Genomic DNA, 24,557 nt, shown 5'->3' with positions numbered 1-24,557 from the left:
AAGTGGTTGTATCCCAACCAAAAAGGAATCCATCAAAACAGCCGAAACCGTTTCGACGGGGTTATGCATGGTATTTCATGCACTGGCTTTTAACACACTGTTGAGTTCTCAAGAAACGGACGCGTACTCCCTCGTCTGGATCTTTGATCCCGAGTCAGGGGCGCATTTACCGTTTTCAACATCTTATCAGGTTGGCTAATTTCGTGTCAAATCCGGAGACTTGCCGAAACCCGGTCAAACCTGGCTAGGATGGTGTGCCCCGGTCAAGGGGCAACCCTCGTAACTTACCGTGCCATCCTGCGCTTGTCGAATCAACCGATTTTCCGGTGATTGCGGCACGCACGAAAGACGCCTCAAGCGGGGGGCACGCCGAAGCGGCTCCGCCGAGTGGCTCGTCATTTCAAGGGGCTTCGCCCTGGGGCCCGTCCGCCTGACTGCGGCGTCCGGCTCACTCCCGGGGCGAAGTGAAAGATTAGGTCGCGATCCGCGAGACGTCAAATCGCCCCGCCTGAGGACCGGCGGGCGCCCCGACCGGCGGGGGCGCCGTGCCTGGCAAGCCAGCCGGTGCCCCGCCTTCACCATGGCGGTTGTCCGTGGAACGCCCTGTCGCGCAGGTCCCGAAGAGGGTTCTGGCCGTAGAAGCCAGGCCACGCCCGAGGCTCTCGTCGGAGACCTCGTGTATCGGCGCTTCTGTCACAGGGGTCCCCGCGTAGGTCTTTGAACTGCGGGGTTACCTCAGGGGTTTCCTGCTGCAGATTCCTGGCTTGGAGGTACTGCCCTTGAGGTTCGGGCGCAGACGTTCGGGCGGGGGGGTGGAGTGGCTTTGGGGTTTGGCGGGGTCAGAGGTCTGCGGTGGCGCGGGTGATTGCCTCGCCGCAGCGGGTCAGGAGGTTGCGGAGCGTTGTTCGTTCGTCGGCGCTGAATTCGGCCGCGATCGCGCGCTCGACCACCTGGGTCCGTTCGTCGGCGGCTTGCAAGGCCGTGCGGCCGGTTTCGGTGAGCCGGGTTTCCAGGACGTTGCGGTGCCATGGGTGGGGGGAACGTTCGACGAGTCCCCGTTCCTCGAGGTTTTTGAGCACCACGGTCATGGCCTGCGGGGTGACCAGGCATGCGCGGGCCAGGGCGGCGCCGGAGATGCCGGGACTGTCGGCGAGGGCGAAGAGGGCGGCGTACTGCGGGACGGTCAGTCCCGCGGGCCGGACGGCGACCTGTTTGGCGGCGATCAGGGCCTGTTCGGCGCGCTTGATGTCGAGGCCGAGCCGTTCTTCCGCAGGCATCCCCATATCGGGGATCGTACAACCTCATATGATGATTCGAGTCTTGATGATTATCAATGTTTTGATACTGTGCCAAGCGTCATCTGATCTGGAGGAGAGGCGTGATGATTCCTGAGAGCCACCTTGACCTGCTGACCCGGCCGCTGTTCGCTCATCTGGCGACGATCGGCCCGGACGGAGGTCCGCAGGTGAACCCGGTCTGGACGATCTGGGACGGAGAGTTCCTGCGGTTCACGACCACGAGGGACCGGAGGAAGTGCCGGAACGTTCTGGAGAATCCGCACGTCGCGGTCTCCATCAACGACCCCGAACGGCCGTACCGATATGTAGAGATCCGTGGCATCGTCGAACGCGTGGAGCCCGATCCGTCGGGCGACTTCTTCGACGTGCTGGCCAACCGCTACGGCCTGGAGTACGAGCGGCCGGTCGGCGACGCGGACCGGCGGGTGGTGATCGTCGTGAGGCCGACGCACACCACCCAGCAGTGACCGGAGCGCGTTCCTGAAGTGAGCGGGAGGTGGGAATGGGGGTGGCGGCGGCGCTCGGGGTGAAGGATCACTGCGGGTGGGCGATGCTGGTGGCGGTGGCCGGCGAGCCGGGCTCACCTCGGGTGCTGCTGCGGGAGCGGGTGTCCCTGCTCCACGACCCCACGCTGCCCGACCAGCCCTTTCACGCCGCCGCCGGGCTCGCGCTCGACTCCGCCCGCGACCTGATCTCCCGGGTGGAGCAGTGCGCTCGTACGTCGGCGCACGACGTGCTCGCCGCGGCGGTCCATCGGCTGAACGGGGCCGGCCACGACGTCGCCGGTGTCGCGCTCGACCTGGGCGCGGTCGGCGCGGGACGGATGACGTTGCCGGACGATCTGGCCACGGTGCTGAGCAAGCACCACTACCTGCACGGAGCCGAGGGCGAGCTCTATCACGAGGCGCTGATGGAGGCGGCGCGCGACGCCGGGCTGGCGGTCAGCCGCTACGACTTCAAGGAGTTGCGGGACGTCGCCGCCAGGCTGCTCGGCGTGGGTGCGGTGGAGCGGGTGGACGGGCTGCGGGCGCAGGTCGGCACGCCGTGGACGCGCGACCACAAGGATGCCGCCTTGGCCGCCCTGCTGTTGCTGGTCGATGGCCGGGCCGCCTAGCTTCCCGCAACCGGTCGATCGCCGGTCCGCCTAGCTTCCCGCGATCGGCGGTCCGCCTAGCTTCCGGCGGCTGGTCGATGGCCGGGCCGCCTGACTTCTCGCGGCTGCTCGATGGCCGGTCCGCGCGGGTTCCGGCTGCTGCTCGGCGATGAAAGCTCGCTGGTCATGGGGTGAGCGCCACGTGTTGGGCGAGGGTTCGGACCTGTTGCGCGGACTCGAACACCTCTGCCGTCATCCCGGCCTCCCGGGCAGCCAGCACGTTCGCCTCGTTGTCGTCGAAGAACAGAATGTCCCCCGGTGTCGTTCCCATCCGCTCCGCGCAGATCTCGTACGCCCGCCGCTCCGGCTTGGCCACCCCGATCCGGCACGAGTACGTCAGCGCCGCGAACCGCCCCAGCCAGTCACCGTGCCGCATCTCCCACCTCGGCACGAGCTCCTGGATGATGTTCGAGAGCAGGCCGAGCCGATGGCCCTGGTCCGCCAGCTCGTGCACGACATCGACCATGGCGGGGTCGACGTGGCACCAGCTGTCCAGGTCGGCGTCGATGAGCGCGGGCACGTCCGCGAAGCGCGTACCGAGTCGTTCGGCCACCGCGTCCCAGTACGCGGCGCCGTCCTGGCCCGCGTCGTACGGCGGGCGGCAGGCCCAGTACGCCTCCCAGAACGGCTCCTCCGGCGCCCCCGCCAGCTCGACGATCCGGTCCCGTGCCGCCGCGGACTGGGTACGGGCGATCACCCCGTAAAGGTCGAACACGATCACATTCGCCATGTACCCGACCTTATGCCGCGTATCCTGCCCCGGTGACCACTGCCGCCACGCTCGCTCCCCCTACCCGCCCCGCCCAGCGTCTTCGCACGTCAACCCCCTGGTGGATGGCGTTGATCTCGGGTGCGGCGGCGTTCTCGGGCACGGGCTCGTCCACCCTGAACGGCGACGAGCTGGCGACCATCAGCGCCGCCTCCCGGTCGCTGTCCGGAATGTGGGAGCTGGCCCGGCATATCGACGGTCACTTCCTCCCGTACTACCTGTTCATGCACTTCTGGGGGAAGCTGGGCACGGCTGAGCTCTGGCTGCGGCTGCCGTCGGCGGTGGCGATCGCGGTGACCGCCTGGTTCCTGGTCGATCTGGGCAGGCGGCTGCACTCCACCCGGGCCGGAGTGATCGCGGCGGCGATCTTCGCGATCCTGCCGTCGGTGTCCTACTACGGCGCTTTCGCCCGGTCTTATGCCTTCGCTGCCGCGGCCGTCGTGTTCTCGTTCTGGGCGTTGCACCGGGCGCTCGAAAGGTCGGATGGCAGGCGGTGGGTGCTCTACGGGGTGGCGGTGGCGCTCGTGTGCGCCACGCATCTGTTCGCGGTGCTCGTGCTGCCCGCCCAGCTCGTGCTGGCGCGCCGTGCCGTCCTGGTGCGGATGCTGGCGGCGCTGGCCGTCGGGTGCCTGCCCGCGGTGGTGCTGGGGCTGGTCGGGTACGGCGAGCGGCACGCGATCAGCTGGGTCCCGCAGCGGGGACCGGAGGTGTGGCTGAAGTTTCCGAAGATGGCGGCGGGGGCGACCGGGCTCGGGGCGCTGCTGTTCGTGCTGGCCCTGGCCGGAGCGGTGCTGCTGTGGGTCTCCGCGCGCGGCCGGACGGAGCCGGGCGGCCAGGCGGACGTGCGAGCGGGCCAGGGGGCCGTTAGCCAGGTGGGCGGCCGGCAGGCCGGTAGCCGGGTGGGCGGCCAGGCGGCGGTGCGGTTGTGGGCGTTCGCGCTGGTGGGGTGGCTGGTGTTGCCGCCGCTGCTGCTGCTCGCCGTGTCGCAGCTGGTGACGCCCGTCTACGTGGACCGGTACCTGTTCGTGACCGCCCCAGCGCTGGCGCTGCTGGCGGGGCTGTCCGTGGCGGCGCTCCCCCGCTTCCACGTGGTGGCCGCCGTGATAGTTGTGCTGCTCGGATGCGGGCTGGCCGTCCCCGACCACCTGGAGGTACGCGAGGAGAACGGGCGGTTCGAGAACATCCCGTGGGCCCTGCGGGTGGTCAGGGCGGAGCCCGGGGACGCGATCGTCTACGGCCAGAGCCAGTTGCGTTCCGGGTTCGAGTACTACGCCGACTCGGCCATGCCCGTGGACGTGCTCAAGACCGGGGACGCGCCCGACCCCGACGGCTTCGGCTATCCGGAGCGGTCCGATGTATCGGGGGCGTTGAAGGGGCGCGAGCGGGTGTGGGTGGTCTGGCGCGGGACGAAGCAGTCGGGGCTGGAGGGCGACGGGGTTCCGCGGGTCGGGGAGGTGGAGCGGGCGGGCTTCGAGCTCACCTCGGCCAAGCACTCCGCCGATCTGCCGGGCCTGACCGTGGCCCTGTTCACCCGCCGCTGACCGCCGCCGGGCAGAAGTGCAAGAACGTGGAAAGCGGGCCTTCCCATCGCAAAAAGGAAGGCCCGCTCCGCGAACCGGGGTCGAGGTCAGCCGACCTCGACCCCGCCGATCGACTTCTTGCCGCGCCGCAGCACCATGAAGCGCCCCGCCAGCAGGTCGCCGGCGGAAGGCGCGTACGACTCGTCAGTGATCTTGACGTTGTTGAGGTAGGCCCCGCCCTCCTTCACCGCCCGCCTGGCCGCCGACCGCGACTCCACCAGGCCGCTGTCGGCCAGCAGGTCCACGAACGTGGCCCCGAGCGCGCCGACCTTGGCCTTGGGGACCTCGGCGAGCGCGGCCTCCAGGGTGGCGGCGGGCAGCTCCTCCAGCGCCCCCTGGCCGAACAGCGCCTTCGAGGCCGCCACGACGGCGTCGAGCTCGTCCTTGCCGTGCAGCAGCTCGGTCAGGTCCTCGGCCAGGGTCCGCTGCGCCTCGCGGGCGAAGGGACGCTCGGCGACGGCCTTCTCCAGCTCCTCGATCTCCTCGCGGCTCCTGAACGTGAACACCTTGAGGTAGTGGATCACGTCGCGGTCGTCGGCGTTGAGGAAGTACTGGTAGAAGGCGTACGGCGAGGTCATCGCGGGGTCGAGCCAGAGCGCGCCGCCGGCCGTCTTGCCGAACTTGGTGCCGTCGGCCTTGGTGATCAGCGGCAGGGTGAGCGCGTGGACGTGCCCGCCCTCGATGCGGCGCACCAGGTCGGCGCCCGCGGTGATGTTGCCCCACTGGTCGCTGCCGCCGATCTGCAGCGTGCACTCGTAGCGGCGGAACAGCTCCAGGTAGTCGTTGGACTGCAGGATCTGGTAGCTGAACTCGGTGTAGCTCAGCCCCTCCCCCGACAGGCGCGCGGAGACGGCCTCCCTGGCCAGCATGCGGTTGACCGGGAAGTGCTTGCCGATGTCGCGCAGGAAGTCGATCGCGCTCAGCTCGCCGGTCCAGTCGAGGTTGCTGACCATGAGGGCGGCGTTCGGCTGGGCCTCGAAGTCGAGGAAACGGCCGACCTGTCCGCGCAGGCGCTCCACCCATTCGGCGACGATGTCGCTGGAGTTGAGAGAGCGCTCGGTGTTGCGCCCGCTCGGGTCGCCGATCAAGCCGGTGGCGCCGCCGACCAGGCCGATCGGGCGGTGCCCGGCGAGCTGGAAGCGGCGCAGCGTGAGCAACGGCACGAAGTGGCCGACGTGCAGCGAGGGAGCGGTCGGGTCGAAGCCGGAATAGACCGTGATCGGTCCCTTGGCCATAGACGCGCGCAGGGCGTCGAGGTCGGTGGACTGGGCGATCAGGCCTCGCCACGCGAGGTCATCGAGAATGTCGGTCACGGTGCCGGCTTTCCTAGACGTTGGACATTGAGGTGGTACAAGCGTGCCCGATCGCCCGGGTCGACCGCCACTTGGATACTCTCTGTCTCCATGTGGAGGGTCCGTCGCGAGCTGGCCGTTTTCAAGATCTTAGGGGCTCTGGTGTGTACCGGGCTCGCCGTGTATTGGGGGGTTCAGGGCGATGTACGAGGCGTGATCCTGGCCGTGCCCGCCGCCGTTCTGGTGGGCGCGATGGGGCTGCGTGACGTGCTCGCTCCCGTACGGCTGGCGGCCGACGAGAGCGGCATCACCGTGGTGCACGGGTACGCGGGCCGCCGGCACGTGCCGTGGGAGGCCATCTGGGACATCAAGGTGGACGTACGCAGGAGGTGGGGGCGGCGCAGCGAGATGCTGGAGATCGACACCGGCGACTACCTGCACATCTTCAGCCCTCACGACCTCGGAGCCTCGCCCACGGAGGTGGCCGCGACGCTGCGGCGGCGGGGGACGTGAGGCCGGTACGGAGACACGGTCGGATCGCCGTCGATCCAGAACCGCCACGGCGTCTCCTTGGCCGTCGAGATCCCGGTGCGCGGACCTGACCTGATCGCGGCGGGATCCGGCGGCCGGCCCTCCAGCATCGTGACCGAGCCTCGGGGGCGACCCGCGGCCGCGCCCTCCTGGATGGCGTCAAGGCCGTTGTGCTCGCGCAGCAGGCCGAGCGCGACGGCCAGCCGGGCCGGGCCGCGCGCCAGGTCCCGCTCCGCGATCAGCTTGCCGGAGGAGACGGACCGGCCAGAAGCACCCGGCCCACCGGAAGAGCCCGGCTCGCCCGGAGGGACGGCCCTGCCGGAGGAGCGGCGGGCGCGGGCCGTGTCCAGGCCGGAGACGACTTCCCCCGCCCGCAGCAGCACGGCCGAGCCCGAGCCCTCGGGCAGGCAGACCAGGTTCGCGCAGAAGTGCATGCCGTAGGTGAAGTACACGTACAGGTGCCCGGGCGGCCCGAACATGACCGCGTTGCGCGGCGTCTTGCCCCGGTAGGTGTGGGCCGCCGGGTCCTCGCCCGGCCCGCCGTACGCCTCGACCTCGGTCAGGCGTACGGCGACGACGCCGTCCGCGCCGCCGTGCACGAGCACGCGCCCGAGCAGGTCGGGCGCGACCTCGTGTGACGGCCGGTCGAAGAAACCCCGCGGCAGCGCGGCGGAGCTCAGCTCCCCGACGCCCATGCCGCCTGCGCGTCGACCGCCTCGCGCAGGGCGATGAGCTGGTCACGTACGCGGTCGGGCGCGGTGCCGCCGTGGGCCTTGCGCGCGGCCAGCGCGCCGGGCACGTTGAGCACGTCGCGCACGTCGGGCGTCAGGTGCGGCGACACCTTACTCAGCTCGTCGTCGGTGAGGTCGCCGAGGTCCTTGTCGTTGACCTGGCACCACACGACGAGGTGGCCGACGGCCTCGTGCGCGTCGCGGAACGGGACCCCGCGGCGGACGAGCAGCTCGGCGAGGTCGGTGGCCAGCGCGAACCCGTCGGGGGCCGAGGCCTCCATGCGGGCGGTGTTGACCCGCATGGTGGCGACGAGCCCGGCCACCGCGGGCAGGACCAGCAGCAGCGTGTCGACCGCGTCGAACACCGGCTCCTTGTCCTCCTGAAGATCGCGGTTGTAGGTCAGCGGCAGGCCCTTGAGCGTGGTCAGCAGCGCCATCAGGTTGCCGATGAGCCGGCCGGACTTGCCGCGGGCCAGCTCGGCCACGTCGGGGTTCTTCTTCTGGGGCATGATCGACGAGCCGGTGGAGTAGGCGTCGTCCATCTCGATCCAGCGGAACTCCTGCGAGGCCCACAGGACGATCTCCTCGCCCAGCCGCGACAGGTGCACGCCGATCATGGCGGCGTCGAACAGGAACTCCGCCGCGAAGTCCCGGTCGGAGACGGCGTCCATCGAGTTGGGGGCCGCCGAGTCGAAGCCCAGCTCCTGGGCCACGGCCTGCGGGTCGAGCGGCAGCGAGGAGCCCGCCAGCGCGCCGGCCCCGAGCGGGGAGACCGCGGCGCGCTTGTCCCAGTCTCTGATCCGGTCGATGTCGCGGGCGAAGGCGTGCACGTGCGCCAGCAGCTGGTGGCCGAACGAGACCGGCTGCGCGTGCTGCAGGTGTGTCATGCCGGGCGCGGCCGTCTCGGCGTGCTCGGCGGCCTGGGTCATCAGCGCCGTCTCCAGCTCGACCAGGCGCGAGACGATCGTGCGGGCGTGGTCTCGCAGGTAGAGGCGCAGGTCGGTGGCGATCTGGTCGTTACGCGAACGACCGGCGCGCAGCTTGCCGCCGAGCGAGCCGAGCCGCTCCAGCAGGCCGCGCTCCAGCGCGGTGTGCACGTCCTCGTCGGCGACCGTCGGCCGGAACTCGCCCTCCTTGCAGGCCCGCTCCAGGTCGTCGAGCGCGCCGATCATGCGCTCGAGCTCTTCCACGCTCAGCAGCCCCGCCTTGTGCAGCACGCGGGCGTGCGCCCTGGACGCGGCCAGGTCGTAGGGCACCAGCCGCCAGTCGAAGTGCACACTCACCGACAGCCGGGTCAGCGCATCGGCCGGGCCCCCTTCGAAACGCCCGCCCCAGAGCCGCATCGGCTTGCCATCACTCACCGTCATCCCCTCCGTTTCCCCCGCGACCATAGTGCATTCAGCCTTTCTTGGCGTCACGCGCGGCCGCGATCTTGGCCGGGAGCGAGAACAGCTGGACGAAGCCCTTGGCGAGGGACTGGTCGAAGGTGTCGCCGGTGTCGTAGGTGGCGAGCGAGAAGTCGTACAGGGACTGCTCGGAGCGACGGCCGGTGACGGTGGCGTTGCCCGCGTGCAGCGTCATCCTGATCTCGCCGGTGACGTGCTTCTGCGCCTCGGCGATGAGGGCGTCCAGGGCGGTCTTCAGTGGCGAGAACCACAGGCCGTCGTAGACGAGCTCGCTCCAGCGCTGGTCCACGCCGCGCTTGAAGCGGGCGAGGTCGCGCTCGACGGTGACGTTCTCCAGCTCCATGTGCGCGGTGATGAGGGCGATCGCGCCGGGCGCCTCGTACACCTCGCGGGACTTGATCCCGACCAGCCGGTCCTCGACCATGTCGATCCGGCCGACGCCCTGGGCGCCCGCTCGCGTGTTGAGCTCCTCGACGATCTGGAACGCGGTCAGCTCCCTGCCGTCGAGCTTGACGGGGACGCCCTGCTCGAAGGTGATGACCACCTCGTCGGCCGGGCGCGGCTGCGCCGGGTCGGCGGTGTAGGAGTAGACCTCCTCGGTGGGGCCGTTCCAGATGTTCTCCAGGAAGCCGGTCTCGACGGCGCGGCCCCAGAGGTTCTGGTCGATGGAGAACGGGTTCTTCTTCGAGGTCTCGATGGGCAGGCCCCTGGCCTCGGCGTACTCGATGGCCTTGTCGCGCGTCCAGGCGAAGTCGCGGGCGGGCGCGATGACCTGCAGGTCGGGGGCGAGGGCGGCCAGGCCGGCCTCGAAGCGGACCTGGTCGTTGCCCTTGCCGGTGCAGCCGTGGGAGACGACCGTGCCGCCGAACTGCTTGGCCGCCGACACCAGGTGCTTGACGATGAGCGGGCGCGACAGGGACGAGACCAGCGGGTAGCGGTCCATGTAGAGGGCGTTGGCCTGCAGGGCGGGCACGCAGAAGTCGGCGGCGAACTCCTCCTTGGCGTCCACCACGACCGACTCGGCGGCGCCGCAGTCCATGGCGCGCTTCTGGATGATCTCCATGTCCTCGCCGCCCTGGCCGAGGTCCACGGCGACGCAGATCACCTCGGCGTCCATCTTCTCGGCGAGGTACGGGATGGCGACGGAGGTGTCCAGCCCCCCTGAATAAGCGAGTACTACTCTTTCCGGCATTTTCCAAACTCCAGGTTCAAAGTCTCGTGACGATCGGGAAGCCCACCCGGAGGTGGGCTAACTACGTCGCTCGGTCAGCTTCAGCAGCGCGTCGGCGACGGCCTGCCCGCCCGCCGGGTCGCGGCTGATGACCAGGATCGTGTCGTCGCCCGCCACCGTGCCGAGTATCGACTTCCAGTCGGCGTGGTCGATGGCGGAGGCCAGGAACTGGGCGGCGCCGGGAGGCGTACGGACGATGACCAGGTTGGCCGAGGCCTCGGCGCCGACGAGCAGCTCCTCCGCGATGCGGTGCAGCCGCGCGACCGGGGACTCGCCGGTGCCCAGCCGGGCCAGCGGGATGCGCCCGCCGCCCTCGCCGGGCAGCGCGTACACCAGCGAGCCGTCCTCGGCGCGCAGCTTGAGCGCGCCGAGCTCGTCGAGGTCACGCGAGAGCGTGGCCTGGGTGACCTCGACGCCGCTCTCGGCGAGCAGCTTGGCCAGCTCGGGCTGGGAGCGCACGGCCTCGCGCAGCAGCAGGTCGGTGATCTTCGCCTGCCGCGCGGCCTTGGTCATCGGGATCGTCATGCGTGTGTGACCAGCCAGTGGAGGAGGGCCTTCTGGGCGTGCAGCCGGTTCTCGGCCTGGTCCCAGACCGCGCTCCGCGGGCCGTCGAGGACGTCGGCGGTGATCTCGTGGCCGCGGTAGGCGGGCAGGCAGTGCAGCACGATCGCGTCGGGCGCGGCGTGCTCCAGCAGCTCGGAGTTCACCTGGTACGGCATGAGGGCGGCCACCCGCTCCTCCTTACCGTCCTGGCCCATCGAAACCCAGGTGTCGGTGGCGATCACGTGCGCGCCCTGGGCGGCCGCCACCGGGTCGGACAACGCGATCACCGAGCCGCCGGTGCGGGCCGCGATGGTCGCGGCCCGGTCGAGGATGACCGCGTCCGGCTGGTAGTCGGCGGGGGCCGCGATCCGCACGTGCATGCCCGCGGTGGCGCCGCCGAGCAGGTAGGAGTGGGCCATGTTGTTGGCGCCGTCGCCCACGTACGTGAGTGTGGTCCCGGCGGTGCCGCCCAGCCGTTCCTGGACGGTCTGCAGGTCGGCGAGGATCTGGCAGGGGTGGAACTCGTCGGTGAGCGCGTTGACGACCGGCACCCGCGAGTGGGCGGCCATCTCGTCGATGAGCTCCTGGCCGGCGGTCCGCCAGACGATGGCGGACACCTGCCGGTCGAGCACCCTGGCGATGTCGCCGGTCGGCTCGCCGCGGCCCATCAGCACCGAGACGTTGTCCACGACGAGCGGCAGGCCGCCGAGCTCGCCGATGCCGGTGTGGAAGGAGATCCTGGTCCTGGCCGACGGCTTGTCGAACAGGACCGCGACGGTCTGCGGGCCCTCGAAGGGGCGGTAGCCGAAGCGGTCCTTCTTCATGGCGGCGGCGAGTTCGAGCACCTCGGCCTGCTCGGCGGGCGCCAGGTCGTCGTCGCGCAGGAAGTGCCTGGTCGTCATTTCGCCGCCTCCGTGAGGATCGCGGGGTAGGCGGCCACGAAGGCGTCCACCTCGTCGGCGGTCACGATCAGCGGCGGCGCGAGGCGTACGGCGTCGGGCTGGAGCGCGTTGACCAGGAAACCGGCGTTCGCGGCGGCCTGCTGCACCTGGGCGGAGCGCGGCTCGCGCAGCACGGTGGCCAGCCACAGGCCGCGCCCGCGCACGCCCTTCAGCAGCGGGTGGTCGAGCTCCTCCAGGCCGGTGCGCAGCCGCGCGGCGATCGACTTGACGTGGTCGAGGTCGACGGTGCCGAGCACGGCCAGGGCCGCGGCGCACGAGACCGGGTTGCCGCCGAAGGTGGAGCCGTGGTCGCCCTTGCCGAACAGGGTGCCCGCGTCGCCGAACCCGATGCACGCGCCGATCGGCAGCCCGCCTCCCAGGCCCTTGGCCAGGGTCAGGATGTCGGGGGTGACGCCGTCGGCCTGGTGGGCGAACCAGTGCCCGGTGCGGCCGATGGCGGACTGGATCTCGTCGGCCACCAGCAGGGCGCCGGTGGAGTCGCAGATCTCGCGGGCGGCCTCGAAGTAGCCCGCCGGGGGCGGGACGACGCCGGCCTCGCCCTGGGTGGGCTCCAGGAAGACCGCGATGCAGTCGCCGGACACGGCCTCCTTGAGCGCGTCGGCGTCGCCGTAGGGGACGAAACGGACGTCCACCGGGAACGGGCCGAACTGGTCGCGGATGGCCGGCTTGCCGGTCAGCGACAGGGCGCCGATCGTCCGGCCGTGGAAGCCGTTCTCGGCGGCGACGAAGTAGGAGCGGCCCTCACGCCTGCCGTACTTGAGCGCGAGCTTGTAGGCGGCCTCGTTCGCCTCGGTGCCGGAGTTGGCGAAGAAGATCCTGGCCGGGGCGTTCAGCAGGTCGAGGAGCTTCTCGGCGAGCAGGACCTCGGGCTCGTGCAGGAACAGGTTGCTGGTGTGCGCGAGCGTGGCGACCTGCGTGGAGACGGCCTCGACGAGGGCGGGGTGGGCATGGCCGAGCGAGCTGGTCGCGATGCCGCCGATGAAGTCGAGGTATTCCTTGCCGTCCACGTCCCACACACGGCTGCCCTCGCCGCGCGCCAGGGCGACCGGGGGGACGCCGTAGTTGGGCATGAAGGCCTTATCGAACCTCTCGTACAGGCTCATCAGGGCATCACCATCGTTCCGATTCCCTCATTGGTGAAGATTTCCAGCAGCAGTGAGTGGGACACGCGTCCGTCGAGCACGTGGGCCTGCGGGACGCCGCCCTGGACCGCCGTGAGGCAGGCCTCCATCTTGGGGACCATGCCGCTCGACAGCGTGGGCATCATCGTCTCAAGCTCGTCGGAGGTGAGCAGGTCGATCACGTCCGTGTCGTCCGGCCAGTTCGCGTACAGGCCTTCGACGTCGGTGAGGACGATGAGCTTGTGCGCCTGCAGCGCCACGGCCAGGGCGGCCGCGGCGGTGTCGGCGTTGACGTTGTAGATCTGGCCGTCCTCTCCCCTGGCGACGCTGGAGATGACGGGGATGCGGCCGTTCTCGATCAGCGCGTGCACCGCGCCGGGATCGACCTTGATGATCTCGCCTACCTGGCCGATGTCCACGGCCACGCCGTCCACGAGGGCGTGCTTGCGCTCGGCCGTGAACAGGTGGGCGTCCTCGCCCGACATGCCGACGGCGAACGGGCCGTGCCGGTTGACCAGGCCCACGATGTCGCGGTTGACCTGGCCGGTGAGGACCATCCTGACGATCTGCATGGCCTCGGGCGTCGTGACCCGCAGACCGGCGGTGAACGTCGACTCGATGCCCGCCTTGTCCAGCGCCTCGCTGATCTGCGGGCCGCCGCCGTGCACGACCACCGGGCGCAGCCCGGCCTGGTGCAGGAAGACGACGTCCTTCGCGAAGCCCTCCTTGAGCGCCTCGTCGGTCATCGCGTTGCCGCCGTACTTGATGACGACGGTCGCGCCGTGGAAGCGGGTCAGCCAGGGCAGCGCCTCGATCAGCGCCTCCGCCTTGGTCTGGGCGGTGGTGAGCCTCATGAGGAGTACGCCGAGTTCTCGTGGACGTAGTCGGCCGTCAGGTCCGTGGTGTGGACGGTCGCGGTGTGGGGGCCCGCCGACAGGTCGATGGTGATCGTCACGTCCCTGGGGCGCATGTCCACCTTGGAGCGGTCGTCGCCGACCGCGCCGCCCCGGCAGATCCAGATGCCGTTGATGGCCACGTTGAGCCGGTCGGGCTCGAACGCCGCGTCGGTGGTGCCGACGGCGGCCAGGACGCGGCCCCAGTTGGGGTCCTCGCCGTGGATGGCGCACTTGAGCAGGTTGGAACGGGAGACCGCCCGGCCGACCGTGACCGCGTCGTCCTCGGAGGCGGCGCCGACCACCTCGATGGCGATCGCCTTGGAGGCGCCCTCGGCGTCGACCAGGAGCTGCCTGGCCAGGTCGGCGCAGACCTCCGTGACCTTCTGCTCGAACTCCGCCAGGTCCGGCCGCACCCCGGAGGCGCCGCTGGCCAGCAGGAGCACGGTGTCGTTGGTGGACATGCAGCCGTCGGTGTCGAGCCGGTCGAACGTCGTGGACGTGGCCCTGCGCAGCGTGGCGTCGAGCTCCTCGCTGGTCAGGTCGGCGTCGGTGGTGATCACGCAGAGCATGGTGGCCAGGCCGGGCGCGAGCATGCCCGCGCCCTTCGCCATCCCGCCGACGGTGTAGCCCTCGGCCCGGCGGAAGGAGATCTTGGAGACGGTGTCGGTGGTCCGGATGGCGTCGGCGGCGGCCAGGCCGCCGTCACGGGAGAGCTGGGCGGCGGCGCCCTCCACGCCGGACAGCAGCTCCTCCATCGGCAGCCGCTCGCCGATCAGGCCGGTGGAGCAGACGGCGATCTCGCCCGCCGAGTCCTCCAGGACCCCGGCCGCCTTCTCGGCGGTGGCGTGCGTGTCCTGGAAACCCTCGGGGCCGGTGCAGGCGTTCGCGCCGCCGGAGTTGAGCACCACCGCGCGCAGCCGGCCGCCCGCGAGGACCTGCTGGGACCACAGCACGGGGGCGGCCTTCACCCGGTTGGCGGTGAAGACGCCCGCGGCGGCGCGGCTGGGCCCGTCGTTGACGACCAGGGCCAGGTCGCGGGAGCCGCCGGACTTGATTCCCGCGGCCACGCCTGCGGCTCTGAACCCCAGGGGGGCGGTGACACTCATGCGGTCTCCTTCGCCGGCCGCATGAGTGCCGGGCACCCGTGCTCGTCGGTTCGTTCGCTGCGCTCTCTCACGGAGCAACTCCTGTCAGGGGGAGGCCGAGCTCTTCCGGCAGGCCGAGGGCGAGGTTGACGCTCTGGATCGCGCCGCCGGCCGTGCCCTTGGTGAGGTTGTCGATGGCGATGACGGCGACCACGCGGCCCGCGCGCTCGTCGAGCGTCACCTGCAGGGCGGCGGTGTTGGCGCCGTAGGTCATGGCGGTGGCCGGCCAGGTGCCCTCGGGGAGCAGCCGGACGAAGGGCTCGCCCTTCAGCGCGACCTCGTACGCGGTCCGCAGCGACTCCTTGGTGACGCCGGGCGCGGCGGGCGCGGAGCAGGTGGCGAGGATGCCGCGGCTCATGGGGGCCAGCGTCGGGGTGAAGGAGACGCGTACGGGCTGGCCCGCGACGGTGGACAGGCCCTGCTCCATCTCGGGGGTGTGCCGGTGGCCGCCGCCCACGCCGTAGGCGCTGACGGAGCCCATGACCTCGCTGCCGAGCAGGTTCGGCTTGAGCGACTTGCCGGCTCCGCTGGTGCCGCTGGCGGCCACCACGACCACGTCGGGCGCGGCCAGCCCCGCGGCGAACGCCGGGGACAGGGCGAGCAGCACCGAGGTGGGATAGCAGCCGGGGACCGCGATGCGCGTCGCCTTGCGCAGGATCTCGCGCTGGCCGGGCAGCTCGGGCAGGCCGTAGGGCCAGGTGCCGGCGTGCTCTCCGCCGTAGAACTCCTGCCAGGCGGCCGGGTCGGCGAGCCGGTGGTCGGCGCCGCAGTCGACGACGATCGTCTCCTCCCCGAGCTGGGCGGCCACGGCGGCCGAGTGCCCGTGCGGCAGGGCCAGGAAGACCACGTCGTGCCCGGCCAGGGTGTCGGCGGTGGTCTCCTCGATGACGCGCTCCGCCAGCTGCGGCAGGTGGGGCTGGTGCGTGCCGAGCCGCCCGCCCGCGCTGGAGGCCGCGGTCAGCGCGCCGATCTCGAACCCGGGATGACCGAGCAGGAGCCGGAGCAGCTCACCTCCCGCGTAGCCGCTGGCTCCCGCGATCGCTGCCCTCATTCAACCCTCCTGCATAATCATGCATGCTTGCTCATGACCTTGCTTGCTTGTGAAGATGATGCACTCCAGGGGATGAATATGCAAGCTCGCACAACAGAGACGACCATATGGTGAGATCGATTCCCCCGAGCGGGCGCGTCCAGTCCTCTGCAGGTAAAACCCAAGTGGTGGCATAGATGATCGATACATGAGCGAGTTATTACCCGATGTCCAGTTTGTCACCCCTACGAGTCACGGCAAGGGCGGGCCGGGGCCCGTGGGGCGCATCGTGCTGGTGCTGCTCTGGGTGGCGATTGGGGTGCTGCCGCTGGTGTTCGCGGTGCCGGATGTCGAGCTGGCCACCGGGCGGACGGGGACTCCTGGCACGCTGCGCGTCCTGTCCTGCGAGGCGCTCGGCAAGGGACGATACGACTGCAAGGGGACCTTCAGCCCCGACTCCGGCGGGGCGGTCGTGACGGTGGACGCCTCGCCGGACTCGGCCGTGGGGAAGGTGCTCCGGGCGCAGCTCACGCCCGGCGGGGACCGCGCCGTGCCGGCCGGGACCAAAGGGCTGCTGGCCGCCCTGGCGCTGCCCGCCGTCGGGCTGGGCGGGCTCGGGTTCCTCCCTTACGTGCTGATGTACTGGGGCGGGGTGCGGCGCGGGCGCCGGCTCGCCGTGGCGGGGGGCGTACTGGTCACGGCCGCCGGGGGCGTGCTGGTGATCGCGGGCATGGTGGCGGCGTATTCGTGATCTTTCTCACGTGTTCATTTTCAGGGGCGGCGCCAGGGGCCGGTGATGGCCAGGACGTGGCCGGGCGACTGGATGTTCGCGAACATGATCGAGCCGTCGGCGTTGAAGGTGGGACCGGCGAACTCGCCCTGGTTCAGCTCGTTGCGGGCCAGCGCGTAGGACTCGCCGCGCCGGGTGACGCCCACCAGGTGGCTGAGCCCCTCGCCGTCCTCGGCCAGGATCACCCCGCCGTACGGCGAGAGCGAGATGTTGTCAGGACCGTCGAAGTGCGTGTCCTGGCCCGGGTCGGGGTTGACGCCGAAGATGGTCTTGAGGGTGATCGTCTGGCCGGCCGGGTCGTAGAACCACACCTGGCCGTCGTGCTCGTTGACGCTGCCGTCGGAGGCGCGGGCGAAGCTGGCCACGAAGTACGCTCCCCCGTCGCCCCAGTACGCCCCTTCCAGCTTGCGCGACCTGGTCACCTGGTCATCGGCGAACTGGGCGCGTACCGAGACCGTGCGGGCGTCGCGGTCGGGGACGTCCACCCAGCGCACCCGGTACCTGGTGCCCGGCGCGGTGGCCTCCGACAGGTCGGCGATGTGCTGCGAGCCCCGGAAGCAGGTCATCGCCTGTAACCGGCCCGCCGTGTCCCCGCCGGTCGAGAGCGCCAGCTCGCGCAGCGCCCCCTTACGCCCGCGGAAGCCCTTGGGCGGCAGCCAGCGGAAGTACAGCCCGTGCGGCGCGGTGGCGTCCTCGGTCAGGTAGATCGCCGAGGTGCGTGGATCGACGGCCACCGCCTCGTGCGCGTAGCGGCCCAGGAACTTCAGCGGCACCGGCTCGACGTTGGCCCGCCGGTCGAAGGCGTGCACCTCGAAGACGTAGCCGTGGTCGCGCTGGTAGACGGCGTCGGCGCGCTGCTCGGTCTCCTCACAGGTCAGCCACGAGTTCCAGGGCGTCGGGCCGCCCGCGCAGTTGGTGTGGGTGCCGGCCAGGCTGACGTACTCGGCGCGGCGCCCGCCGTCCCGGCCCGTGACGATGGTCGTGGTGCCGCCGCCCGCGGCCGGGTCGTAGGTCACGCCCGGCAGGGTGGGCACGTGGAAGGGCTCGCTGCCGCTGACCTCGTGGTTGCAGACCAGCGTCGACCCCGACCGGGTGGTGAAGCAGGCCATGCCGTCGGGGTCGCTCGGCGTGGGCTCGCCGCTCTCCAGCGCCGTGACGCCCGTCTCCGCGACGATCCGGTAGGAGAATCCGGCGGGCAGGGCGAGCAGCCCCGCCGGGTCCGGGAGGAGCGGCCCGTACCCCGCGGGCGAGCGGGTGGCGGCCCGGGCGGCGCCGGGGCCGGCGATGGCCTCGACGCTGCCCGCGAGGACGATGCCGAGACCTCCGGCCGTACTGTGACTGATGAACGAACGACGGGACACCGGTGCGGACACGGGACATCGCCTCCAGCTTTGAGGGGTGCCGGCTCCTTCCAGATCTTCCACGTAAACACCCGGTGAATGCGCGATGAACGGGATATCGGCATTTCCCGTTGCGGAAGACGGTTCCCTCGGACGGGCCGCCGCGGCGAAGGCGGCGGCCCGTTTGGTCAGCGGAGGAAGGCCGCCGCCACGCCCGCGTCCACCGGCACGTGCAGGCCGGTGGTGTGGGTGAGGTCGCTGCCGGTGAGGGCGAAGACGGCCGCGGCCACGTGCTCGGGCAGCACCTCCCGCTTCAGCAGCGTCCGCTGGGCGTAGAACTCGCCGAGCTTCTCCTCCTCGACCCCGTACACGGCCGCCCGGTTGGCGCCCCAGCCGGAGGAGAAGATCCCGGACCCGCGTACCACGCCGTCGGGGTTGATGCCGTTGACCCGGACGCCGTGCGCGCCGAGCTCGGCCGCCAGCAGCCGGACCTGGTGGGCCTGGTCGGCCTTGGCCGCGCCGTAGGCGACGTTGTTCGGGCCGGCGAAGACGGCGTTCTTGGAGGAGATGTAGACGATGTCGCCGCCCATGGCCTGGTCGATCATGACCTTGGCGGTCTCGCGGGAGACCAGGAACGAGCCCCGCGCCATGACGTCGTGCTGCAGGTCCCAGTCCGCCAGCGTCGTCTCCAGCAGCGAGCGGGACAGCGACAGGCCGGCGTTGTTGACCACGAGGTCCACGCCGCCGAAGGCCAGCACGCCGACGCGGACGGCCGCGCCGATCTGCTCCTCCGACGTGACGTCCACCCCGACCGCCACGGCGACGTCGGAGACGCGGTAGGCGGCCGCGCCGAGCTCGGCGGCCACCTTCTCCGCGGCGGCCACGTCGCGGTCGGCGACGATCACGCACGCGCCCTCGGCGGCCAGGCGGCGCGCGGTGGCCGCGCCGATGCCCGAGCCGCCGCCGGTGACGAGCGCGACGCGCGTGGCCAGCGGCTTGGGCTTGGGCATGCGGCGGAGCTTGGCCTCCTCCAGGTCCCAGTACTCGATGCGGAACTTCTCCGACTCGGGAATGGGGGCGTACGTGGAGACGGACTCGGCGCCGCGCATGACGTTGATGGCGTTGACGTAGAACTCGCCGGCCACCCTGGCGGTCTGCTTGTCCTTGCCGAAGGAGAACATGCCGACGCCGGGCACCAGCACGATCGCCGGGTCCGCGCCGCGGATGGGCGGCGAGGCGGGCGTGGCGTGCCGCTCGTAGTAGGCGGTGTAGTCGGCCCGGTAGGCGGCGTGCAGCTCGCGCAGCCGCTCCGCCGCCCGCTCCAGCGGCGCGTCCGGCGGCAGGTCCAGCACCAGCGGCGCGACCTTGGTGCGCAGGAAGTGGTCGGGGCAGGACGTGCCCAGCGCGGCCAGGCGCGGGTGCTCGGCGCGGGAGACGAAGTCCAGCACCTCGGGGGTGTCGGTGAAGTGGCCGACCGTGCGGACGTCGGTGGAGGCCAGGCCGCGGATCAGCGGGAACAGCTCGGCGGCGCGGGCGTGCCGCTCGGCCTCCGGCAGCGTCTCGTGCACCGCCGCGCCGAACGGGTCGGGGCGGCCGTGCTCGGCCAGGTACGCCTCCGCGGTGCGGATGATCTCCAGCGAGCGGGACTCGCACTCCTCCGAGGTGGCGCCCCAGGCGGTGATGCCGTGGCCGCCGAGCACGCAGCCGATCGCCTGCGGGTTCGCCTCCTTGATGGCGGCGATGTCGAGGCCGAGCTGGAAGCCCGGCCGCCGCCACGGCACCCACACGACCCGGTCGCCGAAGACGCGGCCGGTCAGCTCCTCGCCGTCGGCCGCGGTGGCGATGGCGATGCCGGCGTCGGGGTGCAGGTGGTCCACGTGCGCGGCCTCGACGAGCCCGTGCATGGCGGTGTCGATCGACGGGGCCGCACCGCCCTTGCCGTGCAGGCAGTAGTCGAACGCGGCGACCATCTCGTCCTCGCGCTCCACGCCCGGGTAGACGCCGGTGAGCGCGCGCAGCCGGTCGAGGCGGAGCACGGCCAGGCCGGACTCCTTGAGCGTGCCGAGGTCTCCGCCCGAGCCCTTGACCCAGAGGAGCTCGACCTCCTGGCCGGTGACGGGGTCGGGAGCGGCGCCCTTGGCCGAGGTGTTGCCGCCCGCGTAGTTGGTGTTGCGCGGGTCGGCGCCCAGGCGATGAGAGCGTTCGAGCAGTTCGTTGACGGTGTTGGCAGCATCCATGGTGTTGCTAGGCCCCCCAGCCGGCCTGCTGGCCGCCGACTCGCTCGGCGGCGATCTTGTCGAAGTATCCGGACTTGGCGTACGCGGCCATCGGGTCGGGCGCCAGGCCCGACTCCTCGCGCAGCTCGGCCAGCAGCGGCCGCACGTCGGTGTTGTAGGCGTCCATGAAGACGGCGTTCGCGCCCAGCACGTCACCCTCGGCCTGGGCCGCGGCCAGCGCCTCGGCGTCCACCAGCAGCGCCTTGGCGGTGGCCTCCTGGACGTTCATGACCGAGCGGATCTGGCCCGGGATCTTGGGCTCGATGTTGTGGCACTGGTCGAGCATGAACGCGACCCCGTTCGCCGGGTCGAACCCGCCGCCCCTGACGACCTCGTACATGATGCGGAAGAGCTGGAACGGGTCCGCCGCCCCCACCATCAGGTCGTCGTCGGCGTAGAAGCGGGAGTTGAAGTCGAAGCCGCCGAGCTTCCCCTCACGCAGCAGGAACGCCACGATGAACTCGATGTTCGTGCCCGGCGCGTGGTGGCCGGTGTCCACGACGACCTGCGCCTTGGGGCCGAGCTTGACGCAGTGGGCGTACGCGGTGCCCCAGTCGGGCACGTCGGTGGCGTAGAAGGCGGGCTCGAACAGCTTGTACTCCAGCAGGAAGCGCTGGCCCTCGCCGAGCCGGTCGTAGACCTCCGCGAGGGAGTCGGCCAGGCGGTCCTGCCGGGACCTGATGTCGTCCTGCCCCGGGTAGTTGATGCCGTCGGAGAACCACAGCTTGAGCGTGTCGGAGCCGGTGGCGTCCATGATGTCCACGCACTCCAGCAGGTGGTCCGTCGCCTTGCGCCGGACCCCGGCCGAGGGGTGGGTCACGCTGCCGAGCATGTAGTCGTCGTCCTGGAAGACGTTGGAGTTGATCGCTCCGATGCCGACGCCCAGCTCACGGGCGTGCCTGGCCAGCTCGGCGTAGTCGTCCACCTTGTCCCACGGGATGTGCAGGGCGACCGTGGGCGCGATCCCGGTGTAGGCGTGCACTTGGGCGGCGTCGGCCAGCTTCTCGTACGGATCGCGCGGCACCCCCTTCTGCGCGAACACCTTGAACCGGGTGCCGCTGTTGCCGTACGCCCAGGACGGCGTCTCGATGTGCTGGGCCCTCAGCGCGGCCTTGATGTCAGTCATTACTCCCCGATCAATCCAGGTGGAACACTTCGTCCAGCGGGTGCATGCCCTCGTCGGGCCGCCCGTCGAGACTCTCGAAGAACGGCGCCATCTCGGCCTGCCAGCGGGCGTTGACCTCGGTCTCCGCCATGGCCTTCTTCGCTGCCTCGAAGTCCTCGGTCTCCAGGTAGCCCACGAGCAGGCCGTCGTCCTTGAGGAAGAGCGAGTAGTTGTGCCAGCCGGTGCGCGCGAGCGCATCTCGCATCTCCGGCCAGACCTCCCGATGGCGGTCGCGGTACTCCGCGAGCCGCTCTGGGCGGACTTTCAGCAGGAAGCAGACGCGTTGCACGGACACTCCCTTCAAAACGTTTTAATCCTTCGCGAGGAAACTATGATTCCTGGTGCGCTGTGTCAATGCGATCCCCGCCCCCGATGCGGTGGAGAGCACGCTCGGGGGCGGTGACACGTTTTAATCCATCAGCCGTTGAGCTGGTCGCCCACGAGGGCCAGGTTCTGGATGGCGGCCAGTCCGTAGAGCGCGGTGGTGTTGGTGGAGACCCAGGCCGCCTCGTCGGTCGGGGTGAGGGTGGTGGCCACCTTCTCCGACTTCCACGGCAGGGTCGGGGCGTAGCCGTCGCCGGTGGCGAACTCCGTCCAGGCCCTGGCGGCCAGGTCGGCGCGCCGCAGCCGGACCGACGCGTACGCCGTGAGCCTGGAGTGGCCCTGCTTGAGTATGAGGTTGCCGAAGTCCGCGCCCGTCTCGGCCGCCTGCTCGGCCTTGGTGGCGTTGAACAGCCGGCAGTACTGCAGCCACGCCCGCTCGAAGTCCGGCATGTCGATCAGGTCGATCAGCTCGGCGCAGATCTCGACCTGCCCGAACATCGCCGACAGGTGCGACACGGCCACTTTCCTGGCCGCGGGCGCGAACTCGCCGGTGCTGAGGTTGTACAGGCCCTCACCGGTCACGAACCCGTTGGGCATGGCCGCGATCGTGCGCATGGTGGACATGAGCTTCTGCTGCGCGACCGGGTCGCCGCCGCGCTCCCACTCGGTGAGCCAGGCCGCGGCCAGGCCGCTCCAGTCGGTGCCCAGGCCGATGGCCAGGGCCTGCGGATCCGGCGTGTACGGCTCCGTACGGATCTTGCGCAGCGGGTCGATCGCCAGGAACGTCTTGTCGGAGTCGACCAGCGAGCGCATCAGGTCGCCGGTGCGCTCGTCGGCGGTCAGGTAGTAGAAGATCCGCCGGTAGGCGGCCGTCGAGATGCGCTGCTGCTTGGCGCTGCAGCCCCAGTGCTGGACGTTGTGCCTGGTGCCGAGCCCGGCCCACGGGCCGAGGTGGTAGACGTCCACCTCGCCGGTGTGCCTGGTCATCGCCTCGGCGAACCTGAACACGTCGGACCGGCCCGAGCGCAGGTAGGCGTACCAGAGCCAGAGGTCGGGCGAGAGCTCCGAGTTGTCCCAGGCGTAGCCGCCGACGTCGTAGCGCCACACGTGCCGGTCCTCGTCGAAGGTGTGCATGATGTCGCCGTAGTCCCAGAAGCCGTACCAGTGACGCTGTTCGACCTGCTTGCGGTAGTAGTCGAAGAGGAAGTCGAGCCGGTCCTCGATGGTCTTCCTCTCCGGCGTGGACCTGTCCACCGGGCTGAACAGGCCGCCGAACACCTTGGCCGCCGCCAGGTGCGCGGGCGGCGCGACGATCAGCGGCGGCGTCCGCACGGCGTCGGCCATCGCGGCCAGCCTGGCCGCGCCGGGCGTGGCGGCCACGGCCCAGAACGTGAGCTCCGTGGTGCGCGCGATGCCCAGCGGCGTGCCGAAGCCCGGCTCGTAGTCCTCGTAGGTGATGTTGAGGCCCTCGATCTGCTCCGGGTAGGTGTCCTGGCCGAGCCCGTCGTGGTAGAAGCGGGTGTCCATCGGCCCGGCCTCCGGCGACCAGAGCCAGACGGTGGCCTCGGCCTCGCCGGTGGCGGCCCCGCGGATGTCGAGCTGCGTGGGGTGGCGCTGCCAGAAGTCGCGCATGCCGAACGCGAGCCCGCCGCTCGTCCCGCCCACGTAGCCGAATCCCGAGGCCCGCTTACCCTGGTCGACGGCGACCCAGCCGTACCCCTTCTTGGTGCGCTTCTTGAGGGTGAAGCCCTCGGAGGAGAGCTGGGCGAGCGTGTAGTCGCCCCAGTCGGGGATCAGGTGGATCCGGCTGCTGACGCGGGTGTCCCAGGTGGCGAGGGCGGGCAGCTTCGTGCCGGCCACCTGCGCCTGGCGCACGGCCAGGCCGGGATCGCGGCGCAGCCCGGTGATGCCCTTGACCGCCTCGGTGAGCAGCCCGTGCCCGTCACCGACGAACCTGACGTGCCGGTCGTACGCCTCGTCGCGCATCGGGACGCGGAAGCGCACGCCGAGCCCGGCGACGAAGTCGTGCTGCCCGTCCCGGTCGAACACGAAGGTGTGCGTCATCCGCACGCTCTCCCCGCCGGCGTAGAAATAGAGCCTGATCGTGAACGGCAGCCACGACCTGCCCTTCTTCGAGGTGTGGCGGCCCTCGATCCGGACGACCGCGCGGACCGGGCCCGACTGCTCGACCACCACCTTGGCGATGTCGCTGAGGTAGGAGTCGACCTCGACCGTCCGGTCGTCGCCGTCCTCGATCCTGGCCTGCCTGAGGCTGACGAGCTGGCCCTTGCGGGCGATCTCCGTCTCGCCGCGCCAGATCTGACTGATCAGCTCGCTGCCGCTCTTGCGCACGCGGGCGCGGATCACGCCGGTGTCCACGTCCACGTACTGCTTCTTGTCCTCGACCGTGACCGGCTTCGCGGGCGCGGCGGCGGTGCCAGGCCGCAGCGTGTACGTCTCCGCCACCGGCGCGTCGGGGCCGATCGCGTGGGCGGTCCACTTCAGCGTCCCGTCCGGCCAGTAGGCGAGCGGCCAGGTCTGCAGGGGCACGGCGGCCCCGCCGGCGGCCGTGAGCGCGAACGCCTGCTCCTTGGCCACCGCGCCCTTCGGCCACGGGACGCCCCAGGTGGTGCCCGGGGCCTCGGCCGGCTTGTCCTCCAGCCAGCTCAGCGTGACGTCGGGGATGGCGTCGGGGATGGACAGGGCGGCTAAAGCGGGCGACTCCAGCATCGAGGCCAGCGGAACGGCGGCTCCGGCCGCGGCCATTCCCTTGAGAGCGTTTCGTCGCGAAATTTCGGACATGTGCACCTCCGTACGGGAAGGGGCGCCTCGGCGGCGCCCTGGGGGGTGACCGGGACCGGCGTGCGGCCGGGCTCGGGAAGCGCTTTCCCAACGGGTACGGGTAACCGCTGGATCCTGCACCCGCCCCGGGGGTGCCGGGGCGGGTTCGGGCTGCGGTGCGATCGGGCCGGGC

23 protein-coding genes are annotated in these 24,557 nt (G+C 70.8%); 6 read left to right on the top strand and 17 right to left on the bottom strand.

Annotation, left to right across the window (positions count from 1 at the left end):
• On the top strand, positions 1–199 hold a 199-nt coding region (locus ABEA43_RS25080; RefSeq protein WP_345565384.1), incomplete at its 5' end, for a hypothetical protein.
• 640 nt (positions 200–839) lie between these two features.
• Here ABEA43_RS25080 and ABEA43_RS25075 read toward each other — a convergent pair.
• Positions 840–1,283, bottom strand: a complete 444-nt coding sequence (locus ABEA43_RS25075) for a MarR family winged helix-turn-helix transcriptional regulator (protein WP_345565382.1) — start codon at positions 1,281–1,283, stop codon at positions 840–842.
• Positions 1,284–1,381: 98 nt separating this feature from the next.
• Here ABEA43_RS25075 and ABEA43_RS25070 point away from each other — a divergent pair, with 98 nt between their 5' ends.
• Positions 1,382–1,765, top strand: a complete 384-nt coding sequence (locus ABEA43_RS25070; RefSeq protein WP_345565380.1) for a PPOX class F420-dependent oxidoreductase — start codon at positions 1,382–1,384, stop codon at positions 1,763–1,765.
• A gap of 35 nt (positions 1,766–1,800) precedes the next feature.
• Positions 1,801–2,412: a hypothetical protein gene (locus ABEA43_RS25065; RefSeq protein ID WP_345565379.1), complete on the top strand. Its 612-nt coding sequence runs from the start codon at positions 1,801–1,803 to the stop codon at positions 2,410–2,412.
• A gap of 163 nt (positions 2,413–2,575) precedes the next feature.
• Here the strand turns inward: ABEA43_RS25065 and ABEA43_RS25060 are convergent, their stop codons facing one another.
• On the bottom strand, positions 2,576–3,181 hold the full coding sequence (locus ABEA43_RS25060) for an HAD family hydrolase (protein WP_345565378.1): 606 nt from the start codon (positions 3,179–3,181) through the stop codon (positions 2,576–2,578).
• A 32-nt stretch (positions 3,182–3,213) separates the two neighbouring features.
• Between ABEA43_RS25060 and ABEA43_RS25055 the strand changes: the two genes are divergently transcribed.
• A complete protein-coding gene (locus ABEA43_RS25055) occupies positions 3,214–4,761 on the top strand; it encodes a glycosyltransferase family 39 protein (protein WP_345565376.1) in 1,548 nt (515 codons plus the stop codon).
• Between the two features lie 86 nt (positions 4,762–4,847).
• Here ABEA43_RS25055 and tyrS read toward each other — a convergent pair whose 3' ends face one another.
• A complete protein-coding gene (gene tyrS, locus ABEA43_RS25050) occupies positions 4,848–6,113 on the bottom strand; it encodes a tyrosine--tRNA ligase (RefSeq protein WP_345565375.1) in 1,266 nt (421 codons plus the stop codon).
• Between the two features lie 159 nt (positions 6,114–6,272).
• On the opposite strand from tyrS, the gene ABEA43_RS25045 reads away from it, so the two are divergent.
• A complete protein-coding gene (locus ABEA43_RS25045) occupies positions 6,273–6,605 on the top strand; it encodes a PH domain-containing protein (RefSeq protein ID WP_345565373.1) in 333 nt (110 codons plus the stop codon).
• Here the strand turns inward: ABEA43_RS25045 and ABEA43_RS25040 are convergent.
• The 9 genes from ABEA43_RS25040 to argC all read right to left on the bottom strand — a co-directional run bounded on the left by ABEA43_RS25040 (position 6,545) and on the right by argC (position 15,709).
• Positions 6,545–7,318, bottom strand: a complete 774-nt coding sequence (locus ABEA43_RS25040) for a DNA-3-methyladenine glycosylase (protein WP_345565371.1) — start codon at positions 7,316–7,318, stop codon at positions 6,545–6,547. The two genes, ABEA43_RS25045 and ABEA43_RS25040, sit on opposite strands and share 61 nt — an antisense overlap.
• Positions 7,300–8,721: an argininosuccinate lyase gene (argH, locus tag ABEA43_RS25035; protein ID WP_345565369.1), complete on the bottom strand. Its 1,422-nt coding sequence runs from the start codon at positions 8,719–8,721 to the stop codon at positions 7,300–7,302. Before argH ends, ABEA43_RS25040 begins: the two co-directional genes overlap by 19 nt.
• Positions 8,722–8,752: 31 nt before the next feature.
• Entirely contained in the window at positions 8,753–9,952 is a 1,200-nt protein-coding gene (locus ABEA43_RS25030; protein ID WP_345565366.1) for an argininosuccinate synthase, read from the bottom strand.
• Positions 9,953–10,009: 57 nt separating this feature from the next.
• Positions 10,010–10,516, bottom strand: coding sequence for an arginine repressor (locus ABEA43_RS25025; RefSeq protein ID WP_345565364.1), 507 nt, complete (start codon positions 10,514–10,516; stop codon positions 10,010–10,012).
• On the bottom strand, positions 10,513–11,436 hold the full coding sequence (gene argF, locus ABEA43_RS25020; protein WP_345565362.1) for an ornithine carbamoyltransferase: 924 nt from the start codon (positions 11,434–11,436) through the stop codon (positions 10,513–10,515). The genes ABEA43_RS25025 and argF overlap by 4 nt, the downstream gene beginning before the upstream one ends.
• Positions 11,433–12,599 (bottom strand): acetylornithine transaminase, encoded by a 1,167-nt coding sequence (locus ABEA43_RS25015; protein WP_345565360.1) that lies wholly within the window; start codon positions 12,597–12,599, stop codon positions 11,433–11,435. The genes argF and ABEA43_RS25015 overlap by 4 nt, the downstream gene beginning before the upstream one ends.
• Positions 12,599–13,471, bottom strand: a complete 873-nt coding sequence (argB, locus tag ABEA43_RS25010; RefSeq protein WP_345565358.1) for an acetylglutamate kinase — start codon at positions 13,469–13,471, stop codon at positions 12,599–12,601. The genes ABEA43_RS25015 and argB overlap by 1 nt, the downstream gene beginning before the upstream one ends.
• A complete protein-coding gene (gene argJ / locus ABEA43_RS25005) occupies positions 13,468–14,619 on the bottom strand; it encodes a bifunctional glutamate N-acetyltransferase/amino-acid acetyltransferase ArgJ (RefSeq protein WP_345565356.1) in 1,152 nt (383 codons plus the stop codon). The genes argB and argJ overlap by 4 nt, the downstream gene beginning before the upstream one ends.
• 67 nt (positions 14,620–14,686) lie before the next feature.
• Positions 14,687–15,709, bottom strand: coding sequence for an N-acetyl-gamma-glutamyl-phosphate reductase (gene argC, locus ABEA43_RS25000; protein WP_345565355.1), 1,023 nt, complete (start codon positions 15,707–15,709; stop codon positions 14,687–14,689).
• A 187-nt stretch (positions 15,710–15,896) separates the two neighbouring features.
• Between argC and ABEA43_RS24995 the strand changes: the two genes are divergently transcribed.
• Positions 15,897–16,439, top strand: coding sequence for a hypothetical protein (locus tag ABEA43_RS24995; RefSeq protein ID WP_345565353.1), 543 nt, complete (start codon positions 15,897–15,899; stop codon positions 16,437–16,439).
• Between the two features lie 20 nt (positions 16,440–16,459).
• Here ABEA43_RS24995 and ABEA43_RS24990 read toward each other — a convergent pair whose 3' ends face one another.
• The 5 genes from ABEA43_RS24990 to ABEA43_RS24970 all read right to left on the bottom strand — a co-directional run bounded on the left by ABEA43_RS24990 (position 16,460) and on the right by ABEA43_RS24970 (position 24,385).
• Entirely contained in the window at positions 16,460–17,851 is a 1,392-nt protein-coding gene (locus ABEA43_RS24990) for an alkaline phosphatase PhoX (protein WP_345565351.1), read from the bottom strand.
• 155 nt (positions 17,852–18,006) lie between these two features.
• Positions 18,007–20,055 carry a bifunctional aldolase/short-chain dehydrogenase gene (locus ABEA43_RS24985; RefSeq protein ID WP_345565349.1) on the bottom strand — a complete coding sequence of 683 codons (2,049 nt, stop codon included), beginning with the start codon at positions 20,053–20,055 and terminating at the stop codon, positions 18,007–18,009.
• Positions 20,056–20,062: 7 nt separating this feature from the next.
• The gene (gene rhaI / locus ABEA43_RS24980) at positions 20,063–21,220 is read right to left on the bottom strand and encodes an L-rhamnose isomerase (protein ID WP_345565348.1); all 1,158 of its coding nucleotides are present in this window, start codon (positions 21,218–21,220) and stop codon (positions 20,063–20,065) included.
• Positions 21,221–21,230: 10 nt separating this feature from the next.
• The gene (locus ABEA43_RS24975; RefSeq protein ID WP_345565347.1) at positions 21,231–21,548 is read right to left on the bottom strand and encodes an L-rhamnose mutarotase; all 318 of its coding nucleotides are present in this window, start codon (positions 21,546–21,548) and stop codon (positions 21,231–21,233) included.
• Positions 21,549–21,676: 128 nt separating this feature from the next.
• Positions 21,677–24,385 carry an exo-rhamnogalacturonan lyase family protein gene (locus ABEA43_RS24970; RefSeq protein WP_345565345.1) on the bottom strand — a complete coding sequence of 903 codons (2,709 nt, stop codon included), beginning with the start codon at positions 24,383–24,385 and terminating at the stop codon, positions 21,677–21,679.
• Positions 24,386–24,557 lie beyond the last annotated feature (172 nt).

The organism is Nonomuraea rosea (assembly GCF_039539705.1).
Taxonomy (GTDB): domain Bacteria; phylum Actinomycetota; class Actinomycetes; order Streptosporangiales; family Streptosporangiaceae; genus Nonomuraea; species Nonomuraea rosea.
This window is presented reverse-complemented; position numbering and strand designations above follow the sequence as displayed.

What these genes read in the sequence shown, in the direction of transcription:
- ABEA43_RS24970 (WP_345565345.1), bottom strand. Translation starts at nt 24,385, where the DNA reads ATGTCCGAAATTTCGCGACGAAACGCTCTCAAGGGAATGGCCGCGGCC.
- argF (WP_345565362.1), bottom strand. Translation starts at nt 11,436, where the DNA reads ATGACGACCAGGCACTTCCTGCGCGACGACGACCTGGCGCCCGCCGAG.
- ABEA43_RS25070 (WP_345565380.1), top strand. Translation starts at nt 1,382, where the DNA reads ATGATTCCTGAGAGCCACCTTGACCTGCTGACCCGGCCGCTGTTCGCT.
- argB (WP_345565358.1), bottom strand. Translation starts at nt 13,471, where the DNA reads ATGAGGCTCACCACCGCCCAGACCAAGGCGGAGGCGCTGATCGAGGCG.
- ABEA43_RS24995 (WP_345565353.1), top strand. Translation starts at nt 15,897, where the DNA reads ATGAGCGAGTTATTACCCGATGTCCAGTTTGTCACCCCTACGAGTCAC.
- ABEA43_RS25015 (WP_345565360.1), bottom strand. Translation starts at nt 12,599, where the DNA reads ATGAGCCTGTACGAGAGGTTCGATAAGGCCTTCATGCCCAACTACGGC.
- ABEA43_RS25075 (WP_345565382.1), bottom strand. Translation starts at nt 1,283, where the DNA reads ATGGGGATGCCTGCGGAAGAACGGCTCGGCCTCGACATCAAGCGCGCC.
- argJ (WP_345565356.1), bottom strand. Translation starts at nt 14,619, where the DNA reads ATGAGTGTCACCGCCCCCCTGGGGTTCAGAGCCGCAGGCGTGGCCGCG.
- rhaI (WP_345565348.1), bottom strand. Translation starts at nt 21,220, where the DNA reads ATGACTGACATCAAGGCCGCGCTGAGGGCCCAGCACATCGAGACGCCG.
- ABEA43_RS25060 (WP_345565378.1), bottom strand. Translation starts at nt 3,181, where the DNA reads ATGGCGAATGTGATCGTGTTCGACCTTTACGGGGTGATCGCCCGTACC.
- argC (WP_345565355.1), bottom strand. Translation starts at nt 15,709, where the DNA reads ATGAGGGCAGCGATCGCGGGAGCCAGCGGCTACGCGGGAGGTGAGCTG.
- ABEA43_RS25025 (WP_345565364.1), bottom strand. Translation starts at nt 10,516, where the DNA reads ATGACGATCCCGATGACCAAGGCCGCGCGGCAGGCGAAGATCACCGAC.
- ABEA43_RS25030 (WP_345565366.1), bottom strand. Translation starts at nt 9,952, where the DNA reads ATGCCGGAAAGAGTAGTACTCGCTTATTCAGGGGGGCTGGACACCTCC.
- argH (WP_345565369.1), bottom strand. Translation starts at nt 8,721, where the DNA reads ATGACGGTGAGTGATGGCAAGCCGATGCGGCTCTGGGGCGGGCGTTTC.
- ABEA43_RS25065 (WP_345565379.1), top strand. Translation starts at nt 1,801, where the DNA reads ATGGGGGTGGCGGCGGCGCTCGGGGTGAAGGATCACTGCGGGTGGGCG.
- ABEA43_RS24985 (WP_345565349.1), bottom strand. Translation starts at nt 20,055, where the DNA reads ATGGATGCTGCCAACACCGTCAACGAACTGCTCGAACGCTCTCATCGC.
- ABEA43_RS25040 (WP_345565371.1), bottom strand. Translation starts at nt 7,318, where the DNA reads ATGGGCGTCGGGGAGCTGAGCTCCGCCGCGCTGCCGCGGGGTTTCTTC.